We start from the raw sequence: 25,044 nt of genomic DNA, 5'->3' as shown, positions 1-25,044 counted from the left end.
CGAGCGGAGCAGCGATGGTAAATCCGATCGCGAAATTGCTAGTCACTGCACTCCTGGCTACCGCTACCGCCGCCTGCGAGGCTGCGGGCCCGGACAACTTCACCGGCGACGCGCGTCGTGGCGCCGACCTCGTCAAGCAGTACCAGTGCGGCGGCTGTCACGATATTCCCGGCATTGCCGGCGCCGAAGGCAATGTCGGCCCACCCTTGCATCGGATCGGCACGCGGACCTACATCGCCGGCTACATCCACAATTCGCCGGACAACATGGCTGACTGGATCGAGGATCCACAGCGGGCGTTGCCGGGCAATGCGATGCCGAGAATGGGTATCCCGCAAAAAGACGCGCGGGACATCGCGGCGTTTCTCTATACGCTCAAGTGACCATCATGACTCCGACACATCGTTCAACGAATTGGTTCCGTGACGCGCCATTGCTGGCCATCACCGTCGTGGTTGTCGCCATCATGGGACTGGGCCTCTTGGCTGGCGGTGCCTGGCTCGCAGCGCTCGGTGGCTCCGTCTACTACCTGATCGCGGGGATCATGCTTCTGCTCACGAGCTGGCTGCTCGCGCGCCGTCGCGCCGAGGCGCTCTGGATTTATGCCACGCTGCTGGCCGGAACGATGGCTTGGGCGATCTGGGAGGCCGGCCTCGATTTCTGGTCGCTGGCGCCGCGCGGCGACGTGCTCGTGCCGCTTGGCCTATGGCTGATGCTGCCCTTCATTGCCTCTCGCCTCGCGCCTCGCTTGCGCGCGGCGCGATGGGCGCTCGGCCTTGTGTTGATCGCCGCAGCCATCGTCGTCGGCATGTCCCTGACGAGCGATCGCCGCGATCTAGCCGGCACGATACCTGAGGGCGAAACAACGGGGGCCATTGCGTCTCCCGAACCGGACCAACCCGCTGCCGGCCAGAACTGGACGGCCTACGGCGGCAGCGGCTTTGGTACGCGCTTCTCGTCGCTGAGCCAGATCACCAAGGACAACGTCAAGGACCTCAAGCTCGCCTGGGAATTCCGCACTGGTGACCACAAGGGCCCTGATGACCCCGACGAGATCACCAACCAGGCAACGCCGCTCAAGGTGGGGGATCTCCTCTACACCTGCTCGCCGCACCAGATCGTGTTCGCGCTCGAAGCTGCGACCGGACAACTGCGCTGGAAATTCGATCCGCAAGTCCAGCACAACAAGGCGTTCCAGCACATGACCTGCCGCGGCGTTTCCTATCACGCGACCAGGCCCGGCGCCGTGACTGCCGACGGCGCGCCGGCCCCGAACGATTGTGCGGGACGCATTTTCGTACCAACCAACGACGGGCGGATGTTCGCTCTCGATGCCCAGAGCGGTGTGCCTTGCCAGAGTTTTGGCAACCAGGGACAGATCGACCTCAAGCAAGGCAGCGAAATCCAGACACTCGGCTTCTACGAGGGCACCTCGCCGCCCGTCGTCACGGGCAAGGTTCTGATCGTCGGCGGAGCGGTGATCGACAACTATTCCGATCGCGTCCCGTCGGGCGTGATCCGCGGCTTCGATATCTATTCGGGACGGTTGCTCTGGGCGTTCGATGCCGGGAATTCCGATCCGAACGAGATGCCTTCGGCCTCGCATCATTTTACAGCCGGCTCACCCAATTCGTGGAGCATTTCGGCGGTCGACGAGAAGCTCGGACTCATCTACGTGCCGCTCGGCTCGAGTTCTCCGGATATCTGGGGCGGCGGCCGTTCGCCCGAAAACGAGCGCTACGATTCGGCATTGATTGCGCTCGATGTCTTGACCGGAAAACTGCGTTGGTCGTTCCAGAACGTGCACCACGATCTCTGGGACATGGATATGCCGTCGCAGCCCAGTCTGGTCGATTTGCGCTCTAACGGCGGCGTGACGCCGGCGATCTACATCCCGGCAAAGACTGGCGACATCTTCGTGCTCGACCGGCGCGACGGGCGTCAGTTGGTGCCCGCACCGGAGAAGCCGGTGCCTCAGGGCGCCGCGAATGGAGACCGGCTGTCGCCAACCCAGCCATTTTCGGAATTGAGCTTCCGCCCCTCCGGCAAACTTACGGACGCGCAGATGTGGGGCAGCACGATGTTCGACCAGCTCGCTTGCCGGATCAAGTTCAAGCGCCTGCGCTATGAGGGGCCGTTCACTCCGCCGTCTGAACAAGGCACGCTGGTGTTTCCCGGAGACTTCGGCATGTTCGAATGGGGCGGCATTGCCGTCGATCCGCAGCGCCAGATCGCGATCGCGAATCCCCAATCGATTCCCTTCATCTCTCGCCTGGTGCCGCGCGGAAAGGACAATCCGGCCGCGCCGAATGCGGCGCATCCACCAGGAACCGAGCTGGGCGTGCAGCCGATGTACGGCGCCCCCTACGGCGTTGATCTCGGCATTTTCCTCTCACCGCTCGGCATTCCCTGTCTTGCTCCGCCGTGGGGAAACATCGCAGCGATCGATCTTAGGACGCACAAGGTGGCCTGGCAGCATCGGATCGGCACGATACGCGATCAGGCCCCGCTGCCGCTGCCATTCAAGCTCGGCGTTCCCATGCTGGGCGGTCCGATCGTCACCGCGGGCGGCGTCATCTTCATCACGGGAACGATGGATGACTACATCCGCGCGTTTGACGTTCGCGATGGCAGACAGCTTTGGCAGAACCGCCTTCCTGCCGGCGGCCAGTCGACGCCGATGACCTATGAGGCTGGCGGCAAGCAATATGTCGTGACGGTCGACGGCGGCCACGGGTCATTCGGAACTAAACTCGGCGATTACGTGCGAGCCTACGCGCTGCCGTGATCTGCCTCGGCAGGACTTGCTTGTACTTGCCCACGCCTTGTCCCGATCTGCCGGCGCGACGCGCAACTGCTGACGCCAGGAGAGCTACGCCCGCAGCTATTCCCAGCGCCGCGAGCCCCTGACTGATGACGCCGGCAGGTGGGAGCTGCTTACGTGACAGCCAACCGCCATCGATCGACGTACCCTGCGGACCAGCTTCAATCATGGTGCCCTCGCTGCTCTTTGCGGGGCGCGCGCGCGACAGCAGGTAGCGGAAGGCAGCTCCCACGATGTTCTCGGTAATCTGCGGAGCCATCGCGTAGGCAAATTGGCCGGCACGAGCCGGCCAGCCCACGGCGACTTCGTCTCGGGGCGCGCGGACGAGGCTCACGAACGTCTCGGCAACGTCCTCCGCCTGATACAGCAGCGGACCGGGATCAAGCGTCCGGCCGGACATGTTGGCGCCGTGGACGAAGCCCGGCGTGTCGACCATGGCCGGGAAGACGCCGCAGACATGGATGTTGCGGCGAGCACTGAGCTCTTGACGCAGGCTAGCGGTGAAGCCCCGAAGGCCGAATTTGCTCGCGGTATAGGCCGCAGCAAAAGGCGTCGGCGTCCAGCCGCCGAGCGAGATGTTGTTGATCAGGATGCCGCGGTTCTGGCGGAGGAAGATCGGAAGCACCGCGAAAGCGCCATGCATCGTGCCGAGGAGATTGACCTCGATCGTTCGGCGATGAAGCGCGATATCCGCGTCCTGATAAGCCCCGAAAACGCCCGTGCCGGCGTTGTTGATCCAGACGTCGATGCCACCGAACGCGTCTTCGGCCTCTCGGGCCAGCCGCTGCACCGCCTCGGCATCGGTGACATCGGTCGGGATCGCCAATGCGCGGCCTCCGAGCGCCTCGCATTCTGCGGCGAGGCTCGTCAGGACTTCGGCACGGCGTGCCGCCAAGACCACGCTTGCGCCCTTGCCCGCGAAGGCCAGCGCCGCAGCACGCCCGATTCCGCTCGAGGCACCGGTGATGACGACGCGCGTGCCGGTCATTTGCCGCGGCTCAGATCCGGAGCGGGCCGCCGGAAGCAGCCAGTGCAGGGATCGCCGGAGGCGCTCAGTTCCCTCCGCTTCAAACCAGTCGCCATGCGCGAAGATCACCCGCTCCGGAGACAGCCGTATAAGCCGCTCGGCTGCGGACCGCACGGAACGGCCGCCGAGGCGCAGCAGAAGCCGTAGATAGACCGGCGCCATTCCGTTTGGCTTGGAAATGCCCAGGAGGTTTGCCGCCGCCTCATTTGGCGCGCTGAGATCGTTGGGATCGAGATTTTGCACGAGATCCGTCAGGATCAGTGTCCGGCTGCGCTTGTCGAACAGCTCGATCTCGGAGAACATCGGAGCGTTCACCGAGACGGCTTCGAGGTCGGCCCTCCATTCCTCGGGCGTCGCCTCTCCAAGCTCGCGGTCGATGCGGATACGTGCCGCTCGAACTTGCCTGCGTGCCGCAAGGCCGCGCGCCGCGAAAGTCGTCGCCGGCGGCAGCTCTCTCTGCCAGTCGGACAGGAACATCCAGTGCGCGATATTCGGCGCGAGCAAGTACCTTATCGTCCCAAGCCGCTCCAGCTCACCGCGGAGAGCCGGCGAATATCTTACCGGCGAATGCAGCACGAGATCGCCGTTCGAGAGCCGAATGACGGTCATACGCACCGGAAGTTTTAGACCGGCGGCGCTGATCGGGGCGTCGTCCACGACCCAGATATCGTCCGTCACGCGCGACAGACGGGCGGTCGACAAGGTGGCGTCGGAACTTTGCATGAGCATCTTCCATCACGGGGCGTAGCTCAAGCTTTGGGAGTGACGCTCGTTCCTTGCTAGGACGCCCGAGCCTGCTGGCCAGCGTTGCGTCGGCGACGGCGCGCTGCGAGCCGGCCTCGCCCCCTCTCCGCCGGAAAGTGCCGCGTGATCGCCGGTACGCACTCCGGCTCTGAGGGAGGTTGTTCGCAGGCAATCGGCGCATGGTCCGGACGAGCTTCCATCAGATCAAGCACGGCGCGGCCCTTGGCCGTGATGCGCCACCCGCCATTTGTCCGGTCGATCAGCCTTTGCGAAAAGATGTCCAGCCCCGGCACCCGCCCGGCGAGCCGCCGGGTGCGCTCGGTCCAGTCGCGACCGCTGGTCGCCAGAATGGCCATATCCCGCTTGAGATCCTCCAGGGCAGCGAACCCATCCGGGTAGCTCACCAGGATCTTGAGGACCGTCACGTGGAAATTCACCCCCGCCCCCACATGACCATCGTCACATCGTCGGGACTTCTGAGAGAGCATTGCGGGCCGCTTGTTTGAGGCGATCCGCAGAGATGTCCCCCCTGCTTGCAGTCTCCAGAAGCTTCGAGGCCACGTGGGTCCGGGCGCCGATCTCACAGCGTGGAACACCTTCACACACCTCGTCGAGAACGGTGCGCAACAACGCCTTTGTCGCCGTATCGATCATGGAAAGCCCCAGCGGAAAGGTTCACGCTAGGGCAATCGCTCCGGTCTGTGATTCAACATTGTTAATGATCTGAAAATTTCGCTGGCGTCCATTGCCGGCCGCGCTCACCTAGCCCGAGGGCGGGCGCAATCGCCTTGGGCGCCACGACTTCAAACACCGGCATCTTGGAGGTAGGGGTCTGAGGAGTCCGGCATCACGTCGCGACACCACCGCGAGCCTGGAGAAGCTCGAATATCTATGTCGGAATGACAAGTTTCGAGGTGATTGCGGAGTATACAAGCGCCGTCGCCGGAGAGATAACCGGCGAACGCAGCGACGCAATGTCCGAGCCCGGCAATCCTTTGGTCTTCATCCTTTTTTAAGAAGCCAAGGCCGGAGGACGTTCAGCTCTATCCCGAGTAGTTGCCAAACGCCCTCAAGGTTTGTGGCGCTGGGATCGCGCAATGAGCAGCGTGGCCGCCGGAATTTCTGCATCGCCTGCACATTCCTCTATTCCGAAAGTTCGATTGCAATGGGTTGGTGATCGGAGGCATCGGTCGCTTCGTTGACCTGGATGCTGCGAACGTAGCCGGTCAAATCTTCCGTCACGAAAATGAAGTCGCGGCAGTCGGGCCCGTCGGCCCACTGCGCGCGGTCGTAGATTCCGCAAGTCGGCGCACGCGTTCGGTCGCGGCCATCGGCGATCCATGCATCCCGATAGGCCAGACCGGGCCGGCCGGATCGGGCAATCAATGCGTGCTGGGGGTCGGCAACGTCAAAATTGAAATCGCCACACAGCAGGCTCGACGCAGCGACGGTCTGACTTCCATACGGCTCGTCGTGCCGGGAGCTGGCCTGCTTCGGGCTCATCGACGCCTCCTCCTGCAAATCCAGCAGACGGGCGATCTGTGCCTCGCGCTGACCGGCCGAATGGAATTCGAGATGCGTGTTGACAATGCGGACCGCGCCAAACGAGGCCTGAACCGTCACCTCCAGGGCGTGACGGCGCATGCTGCGCACCGTGGCTGCGTCCGGCCATGGCAGCAGGTGGTTGGCGATCTGCAGCACCGGCAACCGCGACAGCGTCATGTTGCCGAAGCGATGGAGGTTGCCATCACGATCGACAGTTTCGATAGCAGGTCGGAATATTGCGGAGTAGCCGGGCAAAAGGGCTGCCAGCTGTTCACTCTGATCCCCTCCATCACCAAATCTGGAGAAGTTCGCGCTCACCTCCTGGAAGCAGAACACGTCCGCGTCGAGCGTCTGCTGGGCGACGGCAACGATCCTCGCCAGATCGGTCACGCCGTCGCATCCTTTGCCGCACTGTATGTTCCAGGTGAGAAGTCTCATTACCGGATGCCTGCACGCATGAACGACTGGACGAACTGGCGCTGGAACAGCAGAAACGCGATCAGCAGCGGCGCCATCGTCATCACGGTTGCCGCCGTGATCACTGACCAATCCACACCGGTCTCAGGCGCGCCGAATACGGCAAGCCCCACCGTGAGCGGCCGCGCTTCCACCGAATTCGTGACGATCAACGGCCACAGGAAATTGTTCCAGTGATAGCTGACGGAGACGAGGCCAAAGGCGACGTAGGTCGGGCGAGCCAGCGGGACATAGACCCGCCACAGGATTCCGAGCGGACCCGCTCCCTCGACCCGGGCGGCTTCCACCAACTCCTGGGGCACACCCTTGAAAGTCTGCCGCAGCAGGAAGATGCCGAAGGCGCTCGCGAGATAGGGCAGCGCGATCGCAGGGATCGTATCGAGCAATCCCAGCTTGGCGATCGCGCGGTAGTTCTCGACGATCAGGACGTCGGGCATGATCATCAGCTGGAGCAGAACGAGGGCGAAAGCGATGCCGCTGCCCCTGAACTTGAAGCGCGCAAAGGCATAGGCGGCCAGCGTCGACAGGATGAGCTGGCCGACCAGGATCAGGGTCACCAGCACGACCGTGTTGAGATAGTACCGGGCGAACGGCGCCTGGTTCCAGGCCCGGGCAAAATTCTCCAGCGTCCAGGGCGCGGACAGGCTGAACGACGTGGCGTAAGCGGCCGGATGCAGCGCGCTCCAGAAGGCATAGGCCAATGGGGCGAGCCAGATCAAAGCCAGGAGCCATGCTGCGACGGCTTCAATGGGGCGTGTCCGGCCTTTCATTGATAGTGGATCCTGCGATCGAGATAACCGAACTTGATCAGCGCAACCGAGCTCAGCAGCATCAGAAGTACAACCGTCAGTGTTGCCGCGTAAGAGGAATCCTGGAAGGTGAAGGCAACCTCATAAATGTAGTAGAGCAGCAGCGTGCTGGCGTTGTTCGGACCGCCCTTGGTCATGATGACCAGATGGTCCACCAGCTTGAAGGAGTTGATGACTGCGTTGATTGCCACGAACAGCGTGGTCGGCATCAGCAGCGGGAACGTGATCCGGCGAAACGTGTACCACCGGCTCGCGCCTTCGATGGACGCGGCCTCTTCGAGATCCGGCGAGAGCTGCTGCAACGCCGCCAGGTAGAAGATCATGAAGAAGCCGGCCTCCTTCCAGATCACCATCACGACCAGACAGCTCATCACCGTCGAGGGATCGCCCAGCCAGTTCCAGCCGCCGAGACCGAAAAGGCCGCGCAACTGATCGAGCAGCCCATAGTCCGGCGTGTAGAAGAACAGCCAGATGTTGGCGACGGCGATCATCGGCAGCACGGTCGGCGTGAAGTAGGCCAGCCGCAGAAAGCCGCGGCCGCGCATGTTGCGATTGACCCAGATCGCCATCACCAGAGCCAGGGCGATCGAGGTAGGGATCGTGCCGAGCGCGAACCAGAAATTATTGACCAGCGCCTTCCAGAAGATCGGATCGGCCGCCATGGACCGATAACTGTCAAGCCCGACGAAGGCCTCGGTGCCGTTCCGGCGTGTGACGAATAGCGAATGCCGGATCGTCGCCAGAATCGGGAAGTGCGTGAATGCGATCAGCAGGACGGCCGCCGGCAACAGCAGCAGCCAGGCGTTCACGGTGTTCCACCACGCCTGCGATCGGGCGCGGCGCGGGGCGATTGGCGATGAGGCGACCTCGTCGGACATCTGTGAGCCGGCGGGATGGCGGCGGCGCGCCATCCCGCCTCGTCCCTATTTGTAAGCGCGCAAGACGCGGTCGGACTGCTGCTGCGCGGCAGCCAACGCCTCCTGCGGCTTCTGCGCGCCCGTGATCGCGGCCTGCACGGCATCGCCGACAAACTTGTAGATGCGGCCGTTCTCATGGACGGAGAGCTCCGGCACCGCATGCTCCAGCTGATCGCGCGCAACTGTGGCCTGCGGGAAGCCCTTTGCGTAGGCCTCCATCGTCGGCGTCTTGTAGGCGGCCGGCGACACCGCCACGTAGCCGGTCTTCATGCTCCATTCCGCCGCGCGTTCCGGAGCCGTCATCCATTGAATGAACTTGACGGCCGCCTTCTGCTGGTCGGGAGACGCACTCTTGAAGATGTAGAAATTGCCGCCGCCGGTCGGTGATCCGCGCCGCGCCCCGGCCGGCAGCATGGCCACACCGAACTGGAATTTCGCGGCGTCCTTGACCGCCGTCAGATTGCCGGTGGTGTGCCACATCATCGCCGTCTTGCCTTCGAGGAAATCGTTGCGCAGCGTCGCCCAATCGATGCTGCCGGCGGGGGCGACGTTGTGCTTGCGCGACAGGTCGACCCAGTACTCGAGGGCGGCGACCGTCTTCGGGGCGGTCAGATAAACCTCGTTGCCGGGCTCGTTCATCATCTTCTGGCCGTTCTCGATCGCCAGCGCCTGCAGCATCCAGTAGGCATAACCAGTCGAGGGAATTTCGATGCCCCAGCGTGTCGTGTTGCCGCCATCCTTCTTGACCAGTTTCTTCGACATCTCGACCATTTCGTCCCAGGACGCCGGCGCTTTCTCGGGATCGAGGCCCGCCTCCTTGAAGGCGTCCTTGTTCCAGTACAGCACAATGGTCGAACGCTGGAACGGCACGCTCCAGGTCTTGCCGTCGATCTGCCCGTTCGCCATGAACGCCGGATAGAACTCCCTGAACCAGGCCTTGTCGCCGACGAGATCGTCAAACGGCACGATGGCGTTCTCGTCCATCAGCGTGAACACGTCGGTCGACAGCAACACCGACAGTTGCGGCGGCTGCCCGCCCTTCATGGCGGTCATCGCCTTGGTCATGGTATCGGTGTAGTTGCCGGCATAGACCGCCGTCACCTTGATGTCCGGATTGTCCTTCTCGAAGCGCGAGACCATGTCGTCAATGATCTTGGTGACGGGACCGCCGACCGCGACCGGATAGTACATGGTCAGATCCACGGCGGCGGCCGGGCGGGCAGCCATCGAAAGCACGGCGAGTGCCGCTGCTATCAACATCGTTCGTCGCGCAAACATGTGACAATCTCCTTCGTTACCACGTTTGAAACAGCCGCTGCTATCGACCGGTTATCGCCCGCTGGCCCTCTTTGACGATGGTCTCCAAGCGAGCTTCCGAATTCGAATCGAACCGATGCTCGAGCCCGGGTTCCCACGCGATCCGGACATCCTCGCCTGGCCGAACCTTGCTGAAACCTTCGAGCCGCACTGAAATCGGCTGACCATCGACCTCGCACAGAACGATGCTGTCGGCCCCAAGATGCTCGATCGCCCTGACGCGCGCAAAATGATCCCCGCCCGACACGATGCGGATATGCTCCGGCCGGATGCCGATGAGATGATCGCCATGGCGCAAAAGATTCATCGGCGGCGTGCCGATGAACCGCGCCGTGAACGCCGTCGCGGGCCGGTTATATAGCTCCTCCGGTGTGCCATTCTGCTCGATACGACCATCGCGCATCAGCACGACGCGATCCGCCATCGTCATGGCTTCGGTCTGGTCGTGGGTGACGTAGACCATCGTCATTCCGAGCCGCTGTTGCAGGGCGCGGATCTCCGTCCGCATCTCATGCCGCAGCTTGGCGTCCAGATTTGAAAGCGGCTCGTCCATGAGGCAGACCCGCGCTTCCGCAATGATGGCTCGCCCCAGTGCAACCCGCTGGCGCTGGCCGCCGGACAGCTGCGACGGCTTGCGTTCAAGCAGCTGCGCAAGGCCAACGATCTCGGCCACACGCCGGAGCCGTTCGTCTCGTTCGGCGCGCGACACGCGACGCACACGCAGGCCGAAGACGATGTTCTCGGCTACACTCAAATGCGGAAACAGCGCGTACGACTGGAAGACCATGGAGATCTTCCGTTGCGCCGGAGTCAGATGGGTCACGTCGACGCCGCCGATGGCGATCGTGCCGGCGTCAGCATTCTCAAGGCCGGCGATCAGCCGCAGCGTGGTCGACTTGCCGCAGCCGGACGGTCCCAGCAGCACCAGCAGCGAGCCCTCGTCCGCCGTCAGACTGACGTCATCGACGGCGCGCATCGCGCCCCAGAACTTGGAGACATGACTCAGCGTAATCGCTGACATGGCCCGTTCGCTCTCAGCTGCAGGGCTCTGCGCCGCGCGCAGACATAGCTCGGCATGCTCGCAGCATCCTGCTCGCGCGGAGCAGCCCAAAGCTGGTCGCCATGAGCAGACAGATCCATGCCGTCCCTCCCGATGGCCACGCAACGTTCGCCGGCGCGGCAAGTCATTTTGTTCATATGAACATATTGGAGCAGCATATGAAACAGAAAATTGCGCCCTAAACGTTCGGATGATAGTTTGTTTCGAACGGACAGCCCTATGCTCAAGACAGTCTCGTCACGTCAGGCCTACATACTGGAGATCGTGCGCGACGAAGGCTTCGCCTCGATCGAGCAGCTTGCAACGCGTTTTGACGTCACGCAGCAGACCATTCGCCGCGTCGTGAACGGGCTCTGCGATCAAGGGCTGCTCCGGCGAATGCACGGCGGCGTCAGCCTGCCCGTTCAAAGCCAGAATCTCGCTTATGGAAGCAGACAGGGATTGAATGCCGACGCCAAACGGCGCATCGCACACGCGACTGCGAGCTTCATTCCCGACGGGGCGTCGCTTATGATCGGGCTGGGTACAACACCTGAATATGTCGCGCAGGCGCTATCCCGCCGTCAGGATCTGCGCGTGATCACCAACAATCTGAATGTGGCCGCAGCGTTCGCACAAAATCCCGACGTGGAAATCACGATCGCGGGCGGCACGCTCCGTTCGCTCGACCGGGACATCGTGGGCGAAGCGGCGGCCCGCTTTTTCTCGGGCTATCGAGCCGATTACGGGATATTCGGCGTCGGAGGCGTCGATCAGGACGGTGCGCTGCTCGACTTTCACATCGACGAAGTCCTGGCGCGGCAATCCATCGTTGCCAATTCGCGCACCGCCGTCCTGGTCGCCGACACGACAAAATTCGGCCGCAACGCCACGGTGCGCGGCGGACATCTCGCCGATTGTAACCACCTATTCACCGACGGGCCGCTGCCACCGGCCTTTACACCGGTCGGCGCCAAATTTGCCGAGCGCATTCACGCATCCGATGCCGCGCGTGCCGGAGCCACGTAGCCTGCGCGAAATTAACCCGCGCCAGCAGTCGCCAAGGCCGCGGCCCCTACGCCCCCTCAATTATATCGGACGCCGTTTCGGCTGATTTGTAAGCACAATTCTCCACGTGTGACGGACAAATCCCGACGATATACCCACTGCGATTTTTCGGTCTTGAATTCACGGAAAATTCGAGCCGCTCGCAACGCTGGTGGCTCCGGTACCTATCGGGGTCAATCGACTGTCGGCACTGTGTGGGGGCGAAGATTGCCGTGCGCGCACTGGTGCGGTGTAAATTCAAATACCGTCAGAGATCGGAAGGCGCTCGGCCGCTCGCTCGGTCCGCACAGACAAAGGCGTGCTTGCCGAGAAGATCAATATTCTCTTGATGCCGCTGCTGTCGACCTCGCCGTCTATCGGGGTAGCCAGCCGGATCTATTTTCCGCGGAACACCGCCGGGCGACGCTCCACGAAAGACTGGATGCCTTCTTTCATGTCTTCGCTGCTGAAAACGCGGTCCTTGATTTTCAGGATATAGTCGATCGCCGCTCTTTCGCCGGCCTCAATGTACTTCAGCGCGGCCTCTTTGGTTACCTGAATGCCGATCGGAGCGTTCTTGGCGATCAGACCAGCAATTTCCATCGCGCGGGGAATCTGCTGACCAGGAGCGACGACTTCCTGAACAAACCCGATTTTATACGCCCGCGCCGCGCTGAACTCGTCGCACAAGAACAGATGATACATCGCATCCCCCCATCCTGCCCGCGCCACGTACCGGAAATGGGCGCCACCGAGCGGCGCGATCCCGCGCTTGGATTCCATTTGGCAGAACCGGGCGTCGTCGGCGGCCACAACGATGTCGCCGGCCAACATCATTTCGATGCCAATCGTGAAACAGATCCCCTGCACGGCCGTCACGATCGGCTTACGACACCGGCTTTTCAGCGCGAACGCATCGATGTTGCCGGGCTTGATCTCGGTATTTTCGGCCTTGGGTCCGAAGAACTTCGGCATATCAAGGCCTGCCGTGAAGTCCGGGCCGTCGGCGCAGAGCACACCGACCCAATAGTCGTCGGTGCGGTCGAGAAGCGTCATCGCATCCGACATCTGCGCCATCATCTGCGGGCTGAAAGAATTCTTCTTCGCCACGTTGTCGATGACGATCTTGAACACATGCCCATGCACCTCGGTACGGATCTGACCGACTTGCGTCGTCTCGGTCATTTGCTGGTCTCCGAATGCTCCTAGGCAACTGCGCGACGTTGCGCAGAATTAACCTGTCAATTTTGCTCAGCTCAGCGCCGCAAACGCAGTCCGTTCAAAAGCCATCAGTTCTTCTGTCCGTCCGTCGCGTATCTTCAGCAGCCACTGCGGATCCTGAAGCAGCGCCCGCCCCACCGCGACGAGATCGAACTCCTCGCGATCGAGGCGGCGGATCAACTCGTCGAGGTCAGTCACCGCCTCCCGTGCGCCCCGGCTGCACGGCCGATGTACTTGGCTGCGCTCCAACGCTGCTCACCTACCATTTTTCGACCCAAGGCCGCAGCACGACTTCGAACGCCCAGGTCGACCGATGCTGACGATGCAGTTGCAAATAGGCTTTTGCGATATGGTCGGGGTCGGCCATATTGTCGTCGACAGTTGTCCCCGCCAGCCGATGCGCGCGAGTGCCGTCTTCCTGGGTCCAGCCGATCGCGGCGTCGATCGGCACATTCGCTATGTGGACGCCCTGCGGCATCAATTCTCTTGCCATGCTCTGCGCGAGTCCGGACTTGGCATGACATGCCATTGCAAATGCGCCACTTGATGGGAAGCCTTTGAGCGCCGCGCTGGCGTTCGTGAAGATGATTGTTCCTCTGGCGCCGTTGGCGTCGGGTTCGTTCCCAAGCATGAGCCGGGCTGCCTGTTGACCGACCAGAAACGCGCTGAACGCCGAGTTGCGAAGTGTTTCGAACGCCATGCCCGGGTCGGCTTCGATGATGCTTTTGCGGAAAATGCCGGGAACCCGGCCATCGATGTTATGCACGACAAGTCGTGGCGTGCCGACGTCCTGAACGACGTTGCCGAACAGCTGTGTCACCGCCGCCGGATCAGTTGCATCGCAGGCATATCGAAGCACACGATGCGTCTTCTCCAAGGCTTCGAGGACCGGCTTTTCGGGATTCCTGGCTGCGACGCAGACACGCATGCCGTTCTCCGCGAACAGCCGGGCGCAACTCGAGCTGATGCCCGGACCGCCCCCCACGATCACCGCAACCTCGTGCACGGAACTTTTGATATCAATCATCTTGACCTTTCCAGTCCTGCGTTGTCGCGCTCTCCATGAAGAGATGACACGGAAACCGCCGTGACCCTGCTTCCCGCTAGCCGGGCGTCACCAGTTTTCGCCGAATGGCCGCAGCTCTGTGAGGAACGACCAAGCCGATCGATTCTGCCCATAGAGATGATAGAGTTCGTCCGCGATGGCAGCAGGCTTGATAAAGAATTCATCTGGCTTGTCGCTCATCCGCGCGCGCATTCTGGGCGTATCAATCACGGCGTCGATGAGAACATAGGCGACGTGCACGCCCAGAGGTCCCACGTCACGTGCGATCGACTCGGCCAAAATGCGCTGCGCCGCCTTTGTCGGCGCGAAGCCGGCGAAGTTGGCCTTGCCCCGGATCGAAGACGTGTTTCCGGTCACCAGGATTGCGCCCTTGCCTCGGTCGATCATGTCAGGAGCCACTTCGCGCGCCAGGTATAACAAGCCCATCACGTTGACCTCGAAATTGCCCTTCAGCATCTTCGGATCGATCTCCCGAAAGCTCCCCCAGCCTCCGCCGACCGCGTTGTGGACGAGAACTTCAGCCGCGCCAAAACGCCGCTTTACATCCGCAACGACGGTCCGCACCTGATTTTCGTCTGAAACGTCGCAGGTCGCCGCGTGGACATCAGGAAGCTCTTGCGCCAGGCGATTGATGAGCTCGGCTGAGCGAGCCAGCGCTATGATACGGAACCCGCCGGCAGAGAAGCGCTTGACGATGGCAGCTCCGGTGCCCGGCCCGACCCCGGTCACGATCGCGACTGGTTTCTCACTCATTTGAACTTTCTCCACGTTATTGTCCGGCCGCTTTCAAATGAATTCGCTCGGACTGCGACTGATAGGCGGCTGCCTCCTGCGCGGACACCAAGGCCAAACGAACCGCAACATTCTTGTGGTAGGGCGTGCCGGCAATGGGATCGCGGTTGCCGCTCTCTGTGAGCAGATTGATACGTGGCCCATTGATCAGTCGCTCTCCGTCCGACGCGGGGTATGCCTGCCCATAGCCGTGCGGCAGCGCCAGCTGGCCGTTTCGCATGGCGTCATCGAGCTTGCAGCGGACGACGAGCCGGCCAATCACGGATTCCACCGCGACCCAGTCACCATCCTCCGCGCCCAGATTTCTCAGATCGCTCGAATTGATCAGCATGGCGCCATCCGGATCCTCGCGACGCCATGCGGGGTCACGGAAGATCTGGTTGGCGTTGAACATGCGGCGGCCGCCGGCTGCCAACATGAACGGAAACTCCTTTGGCGCGCCCGCGGCACGTGGATCGAGCCGCGCGAGCCATTCGAACATCTGCGGGACCACCAGTCGAACCCTGCGGTCCGAATGGCTGATCAATGACCAGACCTCGTCATAGTCGTGCTCGGTAATCGCCGTCCCCTGCCGCGCAGTCACGATCGTGTCGAACAGGAGATCGCCAAGTTGATGGTCCGCCACGTCGTCCGATGCACCAATTGCCCGTCGCACCGCTTGCGGCGACCGCTTCGCGCAAGCCAGTGCCGCGCTCCACATAGGCGCCGCGACCGCGGTACCATCCGGAAGCGTCTGCCCCAGCGTATGGTAGAGCACGAGGGCTGGCACTGCCCCTGGGTTTTCCGCGATGAAAGCACGAAGGGCCGCGGCGAATTCCGGTCGCGAGCGCCGTGCTATTTCGCGCAGCGGCGCCAGCACATTGTCACCTGGTAGAAGCCCCAAGGCGATCGCAAGCCGCGTGTAGATCTCGGGCTCCGGCAGGGTCCCGGCGAGCGGCGCCAAGACACCCGCACGAACGTGGAAATAGTTCGTCGGAAACTCGAAATTGAACAAGGTGAATTCCGTTTTCTCAAACTGCGAAGACGCCGGCAGAACGTAATGTGCGAGCCGTGCGGTTTCGGTCATCGCAACGTCGACCACGACGCATAGGTCGAGCGAGCGCAGCGCGCGCTCTACAGCTTCGGTGTTTGCCGCCGTGTTGGCTGGATTGGAGCTGTCGACCCAAGCGCAGCGCAACCGGTCGGGATGGTCGTTGAGCACCGCCTCGGGAAAGATGTTGGGCGGCAACAAGCCCCCGATAATTGCATCGCCAGTCGGTGCGAAGGTCTGGTTCGGCGAATTGCCCCACAGCGGTTGGAGCCAGCTATGCAGTTGGTTGGTGCCTTTCCGGCCGAAATTTCCGGAAAGCATGATCAGGAGCTTCTCGAGATAGGAGTTGAGCGTCGAGTTGATGCCCTGCTGGATGCCAAGCTCGACCCGCACCACCATGGCCTTCGCGGCTGCGATCATCGCGGCGCACCGCTCCAGGTCCGTGATCGAGATATCGGCGGCTGCAGCCCATTGTTCAATGGGGATATCCAGTAGCGCCTGCCTCACTTCCGAGAAGCCGACGGTGTGCTCCTGAATGAATGCGTCGTCGATCCGATCGGAGCGGACAAGCGTGGCCAGCAGCGCGCCAAGAAGGAACGTGTCGGCACCCGGACGCACTGCGAGATGTAGATCCGCCATTTCGGCGGTTTCGGTGCGCCGGGGATCAATGACGATCAGCTTGCGGGTCGGATCCTTGCGGATTTGGTTGAGATGATCGCGCGCATTGGGGAAGCCGTGCGCGATCCAGGGATTTGCCCCGATGACCAGCAAGAGATCGCAATGATGGACATCCTCGGCTGTGTGACACGTCTGGCTGCCGAACATGTGGCCATTGACCCAGAAGTCGCCGGTCTTCTCCTGCGAAAGAGCGTTGAACACGCTGCGCGAACCCAGCGCGCGCAATAATCCGCTGGCATAGGCGCCGCCGGCGTGGTTGCCCTGCCCGCCACCGCCGTAAAGGGCAATAGTCTTTCCGCCATGCTTGTCCACGATCTCGCGCAGCCGCGCCGCGATTTCCGCGATCGCCACGTCCCACTCGATTTCGTCAAAGCCTCCGTCCGCGCGCCGACGTAGCGGCTTGGTCAGCCGATCCTTGTGATGGGCATAATAGGGAATCCGGGTCGCCTTGTTGCAGAGATAGCCCTGTGATTTCGGGCTCGAACGGTCGCCTCGCACTTTCTCGAGGCGCTCGTTGTTCACGAACACCTCGATCCCGCAATTGATGTAACACAGGTTGCAGGCTGTTTTGAGCCACTTGCCGGCCGTCATGGTGACCTCCCTGGTATTGTTATTTGTCAGCGCATCGTCCTTGTCGCCCGACGCCGAGGCTTTTGAGTCCGGCCACTGGCAGTCATGCGTCCCGCAGCGAGAATTCCGTCGGAAAGCTTCCCAGCACCAACAGCGCGCGACAGCACGATTGATCCAACCAAGGTTGCGATAGCGCCGGTCGCGATTTGGCGGGCCTGTCGAGGTGGCTGATCGGGAAGCAGCTCAACAAAGACGTCGATCATCTTCTCCAGCTTGTCGGCAAACGCCTGCTGCTCGCTGGAGCCCGATCGAGCGATATCGACAGCGAGGGTTGGAAGGGCGCAACCATGTTTGGGATTGTCTCGATGCCGCGGACTCAGATAGTCGGCAATCAAGTTCGCGAAGCGTTCGCCGTTGGCCGTGTTGTCAGTCAGCTTTTTCCAGCGCTCGGTCGTTTGGTCCATTGCAAAGGCGATCGCCTCGCCAACAAGCGCCTCACGCGACTCGAAATGATTGTAGAAGCCGCCATGCGTCAGACCCGCAAGCTTCATCAAATCGATGACGCTGAGCCCTTTGGCGCCCTTCTGGCGTAAACCGTAAGAGGCATTTTCAACGATCCGACGGTGCGTCCGACGCCTGTGGTTTTCTCCGTAACGCATCACCACCCCGTGCAAGCTCCCTGGAGGACCGGCCGTACAATCGTACTCGTCCCCTCGGAACAATTCTCGAACCGCGCTTTCTTGACGGCTGCGGCAAGATTTCATTGCAATGCCTGCCATCTTATATGACTATCATCATATAACAACAGATATCAGCAGGAGAGTTCGCGATGGCCGCCGTTTCCGATCCCATCGTCATTGTTTCCGCCGCTCGCACGCCCCTTGGCCGGTTCATGGGCGAGTTGTCGCCGCTGAGCGCCCACAAGCTCGGCGCTCACATTATCGGTGCGGCACTGGAGCGGGCGAAGCTGGCGCCTGAAAAGATCGACGAGGTGTTCATGGGCAATGTGCTGCCGGCCGGCCAGGGCCAGGCACCGGCCCGTCAGGCTGCGCGCGGCGCCAAACTGCCCGACGCGACCGGCGCCACCACCGTGAACAAGGTCTGCGGCTCCGGCATGAAGGCGACCATGCTCGCCCATGACATCATCAACGCGGGGTCAGCGGAGATCGTGCTGTCCGGCGGAATGGAAAGCATGAGCAATGCACCCTATCTGCTGACGAAAGCAAGGAGTGGATATCGCGCCGGGCACGACCGGATCATTGATCACATGATGATGGACGGGTTGGAAGACGCATATGAAACCGGGCGTTCGATGGGCGATTTCGGCGAGGCCACAGCGGAGGCTTATCAATTCACTCGCAAGGACCAGGACGCCTACGCGATCGAGACGCTGACCCGCGCGCGCAACGCGGTCGAAGGGGGCGCGTTCAGGGCCGAGATCGCGCCGATCACGCTCACAGAAAAGGCCGGACAACGGATCATCGCGAACGACGAGCATCCGCTGAAAGTGGATCCAGCCAAGATTCCCGGATTGAAGGCAGCGTTCCGCGCCAACGGCACTATTACGCCGGCCGCCTCCTCCGCCAATGCCGACGGCGCCGCGGCTCTCATCCTTGCAAAACGCTCTCTCGCCGATCGCGATGGCCTACCCGTGCTGGCAGAGATCAAAGGTCATGCTACCCATAGCCAAGAGCCGCAATGGTTCACCACGGCGCCGATCCCGGCGATCCGCAAGCTGCTCGACAAGGTCGGCTGGAGTGTCGGCGATGTCGACCTGTTCGAGATCAACGAGGCCTTTGCCGTGGTCGCGATGGCGGCACAGAAAGACCTCGGCATTCCCAGGGAGAAGCTGAACGTCAACGGCGGCGCCTGCGCGCTCGGTCATCCCATCGGCGCTACCGGTGCGCGGCTGATCGTCACATTGTTGCATGCCCTCGAGGCCCAAAATCTCAAGCGGGGCGTGGCTGCGCTCTGCATTGGAGGCGGTGAAGCGACCGCAATCGCCATCGAGCGAGTGATACACCGCTAGCACGTCAATCTGCAACCGGACCGTTTTGGTTTCCGGGCGTACCGGCCATGCCGATTGCTGAATCCTGCGCGCCGGGCGCGGCAGATGCGCCCGGTTGAAGCGGTCGAATTGGACGAGGCGAGGATCTCAGCCGCGCGCCTTCAGATGCAGCATCGGGTGATGCTCGTAGTGGCCGGCGCCATTCTTCACGATGGGGTCTTCCGAGGTGATCACCTCGATGTCGAGATCATCCGCGATCTGGTAGAGCGACACGCCATAACCGCCACGCGGGTCCATGACGAGACCGTGCGCGACGATCTGCCCCTTTGCGAGCAGATCATCCAGGAAGGCACCGTGCTGCTTCATCAACTGTTTCTCATCGGCGTTCATGGTCACCAGGAAATCCGCCCGGGGCGAAGGTACTTGCAGAGGTAGTACTTCATCGGTCGCTCCTCGGTGAACACGGCTTTCTACCTTGCATGTCGGCCTCGCTCGCGCCCCCCTCGATTTGAGAGATCAATCGGCGACGCCCATCAGCTGTTGAATGCGATCGGCGAGTATTGATCCTTGCACTGAAGGTTCTCTCACAAGGCCTTGTCAAGCAACGGCGCGCGTGGCCGCATTGTCGACAGTACCGTCAAGGAAGCCGGTCAGCCGCTGCCGGATGATCTGTTCGGCTTCCGTCATGATGCGATCAATCAGCTCCTTCACCGTCGGGATATCGTGGATCAGTCCGACCACCATGCCGCAGCTCCAGGCGCCGGCGTCCATCTCGCCGTCAACCATCACCCTGGGGTAGACGCCCGCCACCTGCTCGTGGATGTCCTCGATCTTGAGGCTCGCCCCCTTCTCCCGCTCCACTTCGAGCAATTGATCGACGCCCTTGTTCTTCAGCACGCGCTCGGTGTTGCGCAGCGCACGCATCACCAGCACGGTGTCGAGTTCGGTGGCTTTGACCAGAGCCTGCTTGACGTTGGCATGGACGGGCGCTTCCTTGGTGGCGACGAAGCGGGTGCCCATGTTCATGCCAGCGGCGCCCATCGACAGCGCGGCAACAAGGCTGCGTGCGTCCGCCATGCCACCCGAGGCCACGAACGGAATCTTCAGTTCATCCGCCGCGCGTGGCAGCAGGATCATGTTCGGGATATCGTCCTCGCCGGGATGACCGCCGCATTCGAAGCCGTCGACGCTGACGGCGTCGCAACCGATCTTCTCGGCTTTCAGCGAATGCCGCACCGAGGTGCATTTGTGGATCACCTTGATGCCAGCCGCCTTCAGCGCGGGCATGTACGCTTCCGGGCTGCGGCCGGCGGTCTCCACGGCCTTGACGCCGCCCTCCTTGATGGCGGCGATATATTCGGGATACGGCGGTGCAGTGAAGCTCGGCAGGAAGGTCAGGTTTACACCGAACGGCTTGTCGGTCATGTCACGGCAGCGTGCGATTTCCTTCGCCAGCAGCTCCGGCGTCCGCTGTGTGAGGCCGGTGATGATGCCGAGACCGCCGGCGTTCGATACCGCGGCGGCAAGCTCGGCAAAGCCGACATAATGCATGCCGCCTTGGATGATCGGATGCTGGATGCCGAACAGTTCGGTGATTGCTGTCTTCACGTGCGCTTCTCCGCTTTCCGATCAGTTGACAATTTCGAACAGGCCGGCTGCGCCCATGCCGCCGCCGATGCACATGGTCACCACGCCGTATTTCGCCTTGCGCCGGCGCCCCTCGATCAGGATGTGACCGACAAGCCGGCTGCCCGTCATGCCGTAGGGATGGCCGATCGCGATCGAACCGCCATTGACGTTCAGTTTGTCCGGATCGATGCCGAGCTTGTCGCGGCAGTAGATCACCTGGACCGCATAGGCTTCGTTCAGCTCCCAGAGATCAATGTCGTCGATCTTCAGGCCGTGCCGCTTGAGAAGGCGCGGGATCGCCGCGACCGGACCGATGCCCATTTCGTCCGGCTCGACACCGGCGGCGACGAAGCCACGGAAGATGCCGAGCGGCTTCAGGCCCTTCTTCGCAGCGATCTTGTCGCTCATGACCACGCACGCCGATGCGCCATCGGAGAGCTGGCTGGCGTTGCCGGCCGTGATGGTCTTGCCTTCGAACACCGGCTTGATCTTCGCCAGTCCTTCCGCCGTGGTCTCGGGGCGCGGACCCTCATCCTTCGACAGCGTCACCTGCTGATAGGTGACCTCCTTGGTGTCCTTGTTGACGACGGCCATCGTCGTCTTGATCGGGACGATCTCGTCATTGAAGCGGCCCGCCTGCACCGCCGCACCGATGCGGCGCTGACATTCGAGGCTGTATTCGTCCTGCCGGTCGCGGCCAATCTTGTAACGCTCGGCGACGATTTCTGCGGTGTCGAGCATCGACATGTACATCTCTGGCTTCATCGCCATCAGCTCGTCGTCGACCGCATGGAATCTGTTCATGTGCTCGTTTTGCACCAGGCTGATCGATTCGATGCCGCCTCCGATTGCGACCTCGACGCCATCAAGCATGATCGAGCGTGCCGCGACCGCGATCGCCTGCAGGCCGGAGGCACACTGCCGATCGATCGTGGTGCCGGCAACGGTGACTGGCAGGCCGGCCCGGATCGCCCCCTTGCGTGCGACGTTCATCACCATGGTGCCCTGCTGCATCGCGCAACCGATCACCACATCTTCGACCTCGCCCGGATCAATGCCCGCACGCCTCACCGCTTCGGCCATCACATGGCCGGCCATGGTCGGACCTTCGGTGTTGTTAAGCGCACCGCGAAAGGCCTTGCCGACGCCGGTGCGTGCGGTGGAAACGATAACTGCCTCTGTCGTCATGCTTGCCTCTTTTGCTATGCAGCCGCGTCGAGCTGCACGTAACGCAGCAGGTGGTGAGCGGGATCGCCGAACTGGATGTTGATGGAGGAGATTCGCTTGAAGTAATGGCCGACGTTCAATTCGTCGGTCATGCCCATGCCGCCGTGCAGCTGAACCGCCTGGTCGGCGATGAACTTGCCGGCATAGCCGACCTTCGACTTGGCGCCGGAGGCGAGGCGCGAGATACCGCTCTCGCCGGCACCGAGGCTAAGATTGAGATGCTGCATCAGGGAAAGCGCCTCCTGATGGGCAATGAACATGTCGACCATCCGGTGTTGCAGCACCTGGAAGCTGCCAATGGTGACGCCGAACTGCTTTCTCACCTTGGCGTACTCCAGCGTCGCTGAGTTCAACTCGGCCATGGCGCCGACCGCCTCGGCACAGAGCGCGCCGATGGCCCGGTCCCGGCAGGCTTCCAGCAGGGCGACGCCCTCCCCCTCGCTGCCGAGCAACTCGCCGCGAACATCCCGTAAGGTGATTTCCGCGGCGCGGCGGCCGTCGATGGTCTTGAAGCTGCGCAGATCCAGATTGGCCGTCCGGGCATCGACGACGAACAGGCTGACGCCGGAGCGATCGTCGTGCTTGCCCTTGGTGCGGGCGGAGACGATGAAATAGTCCGCCCATGGCGCGGCGACGACGGCGGTCTTCTCACCAGTGAGCATGTAATCGCTGCCGTTGAGCCGCGCCGTGGTCGCGACATTGGCGAGGTCGAAGCGCGAGGCTTTTTCGGTCCAGGCCAACGCCCAGATCTTCTGTCCGGCGATGATATCGGGAATCAAAGCCTGCTTCTGCTCATCGGTCCCCGCATGTTCGATCAAGCCGCCGGCTAGCACGACCGTTTCGACGTACGGCTCCACGACGAGGTGACGGCCGAACTCCTGGACAACGATCATGGTGGAGAGCGGGCCGCCACCAAGGCCGCCGCTCTCCTCGGAGAATGGCGCGGCGAGCAGGCCGAGCTCCGCAAAGGCATCCCACTGCCTGCGGCTCCAGCCCTCGTCGCTGGCGACGGCCTTGCGGCGCGCCTCAAAACTGTACTGGTCGCGCAGCATGCGCTGCACGCTGGAGCGCAGCAGTTCCTGCTCTTCCGTGAACTGGATGTCCATCCGATCCTCTTGTTGCGCTGTTGCTAGAGACCGAGCACCGCTTTGGCGATGATGTTGCGCTGGATTTCGTTCGATCCGCCGTAGATGCTGAGCTTGCGCGCGTTCAGGTACTTTTCCGACGCGGTGTGGCCGTAATCGGGACCCGGCATGAACTGGTTTGCGCTCAAAGATTGCTCGCGAAGCGCCAGCCCGTAATTTCCGATGGCGCGATGCGTCAGCTCGGTAATGCCCTGGAATATCTCGGTGCCGCGGATCTTGAAGAGCGAAGCCGCAGGACCCGGATCGATGCCGCGCGCCATCTGCGCAACGACCCGCAGCTCGGTGGCCTCGAGCGCAAGCACGTCGAGCTCGATCCGCCCGATTTCCTTGCAAAATTCGAGATGCGCCGGATCATCCGCGGGGATCTCCGCCTTCACGATCTTCTTCAACCGGTCGAGATAGCGCGTCGACCGGCCAATTCCGGCCATGCTGGTGCGCTCATTGCCCAGCAGGAATTTTGCGTAGGTCCAGCCCTTGTTCTCCTCGCCGATCAGGTTCTCGACGGGGACGCGGACGTCCTCGAGAAAGACGTCATTGACCTCGTGCGATCCGTCGATTGTGATAATCGGACGCACGGTGACGCCGGGCGACTTCATGTCGATCAGGAGGAACGAGATTCCGGCCTGAGGCTTTGCACCCGGATCGGTACGCACCAAGCAGAAGATCCAGTCGGCATGCTGCGCCAACGTCGTCCAGGTCTTGTGGCCGTTGACGATGTAGTGGTCGCCGTCGCGCACGGCCTTAGTCCGGACGGTGGCGAGGTCCGAGCCCGAGCCCGGCTCTGAATAGCCCTGGCACCACCAATCTTCACCCGAAAGAATCCGCGGCAAGAATTTCTGTTTTTGCGCGTCGTTGCCGAAGGTGTAGATGACCGGACCCACCATGGTCACGCTGAACGCCAGCGGCGGCAGCGTCCCGGCCCGGCTGGTTTCCTGCTCGAAGATGAAACCCCGGGTGATCGACCAGCCGGGTCCGCCATATTCTTTGGGCCAGAGCGGCGCGATCCAGCCCTTCTTGTAGAGAATGCGGTGCCAGAGCAACGATTGCTCTTTGGTCAGGTCGGTCTCCGGATTGGGGACCCGCATCTCCTTCGGATATTTTTCGGAAATGAAAGCGCGCACCTCATCACGGAAGGACGCGTCTTGGGGAGACAGTGCGAGTTCCATCCTGAGCGCCCTACCACTTCTCACCGAAGGGGCGGATTTCCAGCTCGAAGGTCCAAGCGCTCCTCGGCTGCTGGTAGAGCTGCCAGTAGGACGTCGCGACCGAGGCCGGTGGCATCAGCAGATCCGGATCGTCGAGCGCACCGGGCCCGAGCGCTTCCAGGCGCCGCTGACGGACCCACTCGGTGTCGACGCCGGAATCGATAATCAGGTGGGCGACATGGATATTCTTCGGGCCCAGCTCACGTGCCATCGCCTGCGCCACAGCGCGCAGTCCGAATTTGGCGCTGGCAAAGGCAGCATAGCCGCTGCCGCCGCGCAACGAAGCGGTCGCACCCGTGAAGAAGATGTTGCCCTGGCCGCGCGGCAGCATCAGCCGGGCCGCCTCGCGCCCAGCAAGGAAGCCGGAGTAGCAGGCCATCTCCCAGACCTTGCGGAAAACGCGCTCGGTCGTTTCGAGGATCGGGAAGTTGACGTTGGCGCCAATGTTGAAGATGCAGACATCCAGGGGCGCGTGCTTGTCGGCGTCGTTCAGGAAGGAGATGATCTCCTCCTCCTTGCGCGCGTCGAGCGAACGTGCGTGAATCTCGCCGCCGGCGGCCTCGATCTCCTTGACCAGCGGCGCCAGCTTGTCGCCGTTGCGGCGGCCGGCGAAGACAGTAAAGCCCTCGGAAGCAAACTTCTTGGCAATCTCGCCGCCGATGAAATCGCCCGCGCCGATCACGGCGACGGTTGCATTTCTCTTTTTCAAGGAACTTCTCCCGGTTAA

Annotated in this window: 24 protein-coding genes; 4 read left to right on the top strand and 20 right to left on the bottom strand. The window is 62.2% G+C overall.

The window, feature by feature from the left end; translation table 11 throughout:
* Positions 1–14: 14 nt before the first annotated feature.
* On the top strand, positions 15–383 hold the full coding sequence (locus tag N551_RS0135040) for a cytochrome c family protein (protein WP_027570896.1): 369 nt from the start codon (positions 15–17) through the stop codon (positions 381–383).
* 5 nt (positions 384–388) lie between these two features.
* On the top strand, positions 389–2,788 hold the full coding sequence (locus N551_RS0135035) for a glucose/quinate/shikimate family membrane-bound PQQ-dependent dehydrogenase (RefSeq protein WP_035963521.1): 2,400 nt from the start codon (positions 389–391) through the stop codon (positions 2,786–2,788).
* On the opposite strand, the gene N551_RS0135030 is transcribed toward N551_RS0135035, so the two are convergent.
* From N551_RS0135030 to N551_RS0134990, 8 genes are all read right to left on the bottom strand, one after another.
* Positions 2,748–4,574 (bottom strand): SDR family oxidoreductase, encoded by a 1,827-nt coding sequence (locus tag N551_RS0135030; RefSeq protein ID WP_027570894.1) that lies wholly within the window; start codon positions 4,572–4,574, stop codon positions 2,748–2,750. The genes N551_RS0135035 and N551_RS0135030 overlap by 41 nt on opposite strands.
* 56 nt (positions 4,575–4,630) lie before the next feature.
* Positions 4,631–5,083: a hypothetical protein gene (locus N551_RS0135025; RefSeq protein ID WP_051462984.1), complete on the bottom strand. Its 453-nt coding sequence runs from the start codon at positions 5,081–5,083 to the stop codon at positions 4,631–4,633.
* Positions 5,055–5,249 (bottom strand): hypothetical protein, encoded by a 195-nt coding sequence (locus N551_RS39510; RefSeq protein WP_027570892.1) that lies wholly within the window; start codon positions 5,247–5,249, stop codon positions 5,055–5,057. The genes N551_RS0135025 and N551_RS39510 overlap by 29 nt, the downstream gene beginning before the upstream one ends.
* Positions 5,250–5,738: 489 nt before the next feature.
* Positions 5,739–6,578, bottom strand: a complete 840-nt coding sequence (locus tag N551_RS0135010) for an endonuclease/exonuclease/phosphatase family protein (RefSeq protein WP_027570891.1) — start codon at positions 6,576–6,578, stop codon at positions 5,739–5,741.
* Positions 6,578–7,387, bottom strand: a complete 810-nt coding sequence (locus N551_RS0135005; RefSeq protein WP_027570890.1) for a carbohydrate ABC transporter permease — start codon at positions 7,385–7,387, stop codon at positions 6,578–6,580. The genes N551_RS0135010 and N551_RS0135005 overlap by 1 nt, the downstream gene beginning before the upstream one ends.
* The gene (locus tag N551_RS0135000; protein WP_035963518.1) at positions 7,384–8,304 is read right to left on the bottom strand and encodes a carbohydrate ABC transporter permease; all 921 of its coding nucleotides are present in this window, start codon (positions 8,302–8,304) and stop codon (positions 7,384–7,386) included. The genes N551_RS0135005 and N551_RS0135000 overlap by 4 nt, the downstream gene beginning before the upstream one ends.
* Positions 8,305–8,349: 45 nt before the next feature.
* The gene (locus N551_RS0134995) at positions 8,350–9,603 is read right to left on the bottom strand and encodes an ABC transporter substrate-binding protein (RefSeq protein ID WP_027570888.1); all 1,254 of its coding nucleotides are present in this window, start codon (positions 9,601–9,603) and stop codon (positions 8,350–8,352) included.
* Positions 9,604–9,661: 58 nt separating this feature from the next.
* A complete protein-coding gene (locus N551_RS0134990) occupies positions 9,662–10,681 on the bottom strand; it encodes an ABC transporter ATP-binding protein (protein WP_027570887.1) in 1,020 nt (339 codons plus the stop codon).
* A gap of 258 nt (positions 10,682–10,939) precedes the next feature.
* On the opposite strand from N551_RS0134990, the gene N551_RS0134985 reads away from it, so the two are divergent.
* On the top strand, positions 10,940–11,728 hold the full coding sequence (locus N551_RS0134985) for a DeoR/GlpR family DNA-binding transcription regulator (RefSeq protein ID WP_027570886.1): 789 nt from the start codon (positions 10,940–10,942) through the stop codon (positions 11,726–11,728).
* Between the two features lie 414 nt (positions 11,729–12,142).
* On the opposite strand, the gene N551_RS0134980 is transcribed toward N551_RS0134985, so the two are convergent.
* The 6 genes from N551_RS0134980 to N551_RS0134955 form a co-directional block, all read right to left on the bottom strand.
* Positions 12,143–12,931, bottom strand: coding sequence for a crotonase/enoyl-CoA hydratase family protein (locus N551_RS0134980; protein ID WP_027570885.1), 789 nt, complete (start codon positions 12,929–12,931; stop codon positions 12,143–12,145).
* Positions 12,932–12,997: 66 nt separating this feature from the next.
* Positions 12,998–13,165, bottom strand: coding sequence for a hypothetical protein (locus tag N551_RS38560; protein ID WP_197031219.1), 168 nt, complete (start codon positions 13,163–13,165; stop codon positions 12,998–13,000).
* A 61-nt stretch (positions 13,166–13,226) separates the two neighbouring features.
* Positions 13,227–13,994, bottom strand: coding sequence for an SDR family oxidoreductase (locus N551_RS0134970; RefSeq protein WP_035963434.1), 768 nt, complete (start codon positions 13,992–13,994; stop codon positions 13,227–13,229).
* 87 nt (positions 13,995–14,081) lie between these two features.
* Complete coding sequence (locus N551_RS0134965) at positions 14,082–14,786, bottom strand: SDR family NAD(P)-dependent oxidoreductase (RefSeq protein WP_027570883.1); 705 nt, start codon at positions 14,784–14,786, stop codon at positions 14,082–14,084.
* 16 nt (positions 14,787–14,802) lie between these two features.
* The gene (locus tag N551_RS0134960) at positions 14,803–17,124 is read right to left on the bottom strand and encodes a molybdopterin-dependent oxidoreductase (RefSeq protein ID WP_027570882.1); all 2,322 of its coding nucleotides are present in this window, start codon (positions 17,122–17,124) and stop codon (positions 14,803–14,805) included.
* A 26-nt stretch (positions 17,125–17,150) separates the two neighbouring features.
* Positions 17,151–17,762, bottom strand: a complete 612-nt coding sequence (locus N551_RS0134955) for a TetR/AcrR family transcriptional regulator (protein ID WP_027570881.1) — start codon at positions 17,760–17,762, stop codon at positions 17,151–17,153.
* Between the two features lie 170 nt (positions 17,763–17,932).
* On the opposite strand from N551_RS0134955, the gene N551_RS0134950 reads away from it, so the two are divergent.
* On the top strand, positions 17,933–19,132 hold the full coding sequence (locus tag N551_RS0134950; protein ID WP_027570880.1) for an acetyl-CoA C-acyltransferase: 1,200 nt from the start codon (positions 17,933–17,935) through the stop codon (positions 19,130–19,132).
* A gap of 126 nt (positions 19,133–19,258) precedes the next feature.
* Here the strand turns inward: N551_RS0134950 and N551_RS36500 are convergent, their stop codons facing one another.
* From N551_RS36500 to N551_RS0134920, 6 genes are all read right to left on the bottom strand, one after another.
* Entirely contained in the window at positions 19,259–19,501 is a 243-nt protein-coding gene (locus N551_RS36500) for a YciI family protein (RefSeq protein ID WP_371180162.1), read from the bottom strand.
* 207 nt (positions 19,502–19,708) lie between these two features.
* The gene (locus N551_RS0134940) at positions 19,709–20,719 is read right to left on the bottom strand and encodes a nitronate monooxygenase family protein (RefSeq protein ID WP_027570879.1); all 1,011 of its coding nucleotides are present in this window, start codon (positions 20,717–20,719) and stop codon (positions 19,709–19,711) included.
* Between the two features lie 21 nt (positions 20,720–20,740).
* Entirely contained in the window at positions 20,741–21,928 is a 1,188-nt protein-coding gene (locus N551_RS0134935; RefSeq protein ID WP_027570878.1) for an acetyl-CoA C-acyltransferase, read from the bottom strand.
* Positions 21,929–21,942: 14 nt separating this feature from the next.
* A complete protein-coding gene (locus N551_RS0134930; RefSeq protein ID WP_027570877.1) occupies positions 21,943–23,073 on the bottom strand; it encodes an acyl-CoA dehydrogenase family protein in 1,131 nt (376 codons plus the stop codon).
* Positions 23,074–23,096: 23 nt separating this feature from the next.
* Positions 23,097–24,278, bottom strand: a complete 1,182-nt coding sequence (locus N551_RS0134925) for an acyl-CoA dehydrogenase family protein (RefSeq protein ID WP_027570876.1) — start codon at positions 24,276–24,278, stop codon at positions 23,097–23,099.
* Positions 24,279–24,288: 10 nt separating this feature from the next.
* Positions 24,289–25,026, bottom strand: coding sequence for an SDR family oxidoreductase (locus N551_RS0134920; protein WP_027570875.1), 738 nt, complete (start codon positions 25,024–25,026; stop codon positions 24,289–24,291).
* Positions 25,027–25,044 lie beyond the last annotated feature (18 nt).

It is taken from the genome of Bradyrhizobium sp. URHA0013 (assembly GCF_000518345.1).
Classification (GTDB): Bacteria; Pseudomonadota; Alphaproteobacteria; order Rhizobiales; family Xanthobacteraceae; genus Bradyrhizobium.
Note: the sequence above shows the minus strand (reverse complement) of the source record. Positions and strands in the feature narration are given on the sequence as shown.

Coding starts and splice junctions, on each gene's coding strand:
- N551_RS0135040 (WP_027570896.1), top strand. CDS start 15: ATGGTAAATCCGATCGCGAAATTGCTAGTCACTGCACTCCTGGCTACC.
- N551_RS0135035 (WP_035963521.1), top strand. CDS start 389: ATGACTCCGACACATCGTTCAACGAATTGGTTCCGTGACGCGCCATTG.
- N551_RS0135030 (WP_027570894.1), bottom strand. CDS start 4,574: ATGCAAAGTTCCGACGCCACCTTGTCGACCGCCCGTCTGTCGCGCGTG.
- N551_RS0135025 (WP_051462984.1), bottom strand. CDS start 5,083: ATGCTCTCTCAGAAGTCCCGACGATGTGACGATGGTCATGTGGGGGCG.
- N551_RS39510 (WP_027570892.1), bottom strand. CDS start 5,249: ATGATCGATACGGCGACAAAGGCGTTGTTGCGCACCGTTCTCGACGAG.
- N551_RS0135010 (WP_027570891.1), bottom strand. CDS start 6,578: ATGAGACTTCTCACCTGGAACATACAGTGCGGCAAAGGATGCGACGGC.
- N551_RS0135005 (WP_027570890.1), bottom strand. CDS start 7,387: ATGAAAGGCCGGACACGCCCCATTGAAGCCGTCGCAGCATGGCTCCTG.
- N551_RS0135000 (WP_035963518.1), bottom strand. CDS start 8,304: ATGTCCGACGAGGTCGCCTCATCGCCAATCGCCCCGCGCCGCGCCCGA.
- N551_RS0134995 (WP_027570888.1), bottom strand. CDS start 9,603: ATGTTGATAGCAGCGGCACTCGCCGTGCTTTCGATGGCTGCCCGCCCG.
- N551_RS0134990 (WP_027570887.1), bottom strand. CDS start 10,681: ATGTCAGCGATTACGCTGAGTCATGTCTCCAAGTTCTGGGGCGCGATG.
- N551_RS0134985 (WP_027570886.1), top strand. CDS start 10,940: ATGCTCAAGACAGTCTCGTCACGTCAGGCCTACATACTGGAGATCGTG.
- N551_RS0134980 (WP_027570885.1), bottom strand. CDS start 12,931: ATGACCGAGACGACGCAAGTCGGTCAGATCCGTACCGAGGTGCATGGG.
- N551_RS0134970 (WP_035963434.1), bottom strand. CDS start 13,994: ATGATTGATATCAAAAGTTCCGTGCACGAGGTTGCGGTGATCGTGGGG.
- N551_RS0134965 (WP_027570883.1), bottom strand. CDS start 14,786: ATGAGTGAGAAACCAGTCGCGATCGTGACCGGGGTCGGGCCGGGCACC.
- N551_RS0134960 (WP_027570882.1), bottom strand. CDS start 17,124: ATGACGGCCGGCAAGTGGCTCAAAACAGCCTGCAACCTGTGTTACATC.
- N551_RS0134955 (WP_027570881.1), bottom strand. CDS start 17,762: ATGCGTTACGGAGAAAACCACAGGCGTCGGACGCACCGTCGGATCGTT.
- N551_RS0134950 (WP_027570880.1), top strand. CDS start 17,933: ATGGCCGCCGTTTCCGATCCCATCGTCATTGTTTCCGCCGCTCGCACG.
- N551_RS36500 (WP_371180162.1), bottom strand. CDS start 19,501: ATGAACGCCGATGAGAAACAGTTGATGAAGCAGCACGGTGCCTTCCTG.
- N551_RS0134935 (WP_027570878.1), bottom strand. CDS start 21,928: ATGACGACAGAGGCAGTTATCGTTTCCACCGCACGCACCGGCGTCGGC.
- N551_RS0134930 (WP_027570877.1), bottom strand. CDS start 23,073: ATGGACATCCAGTTCACGGAAGAGCAGGAACTGCTGCGCTCCAGCGTG.
- N551_RS0134925 (WP_027570876.1), bottom strand. CDS start 24,278: ATGGAACTCGCACTGTCTCCCCAAGACGCGTCCTTCCGTGATGAGGTG.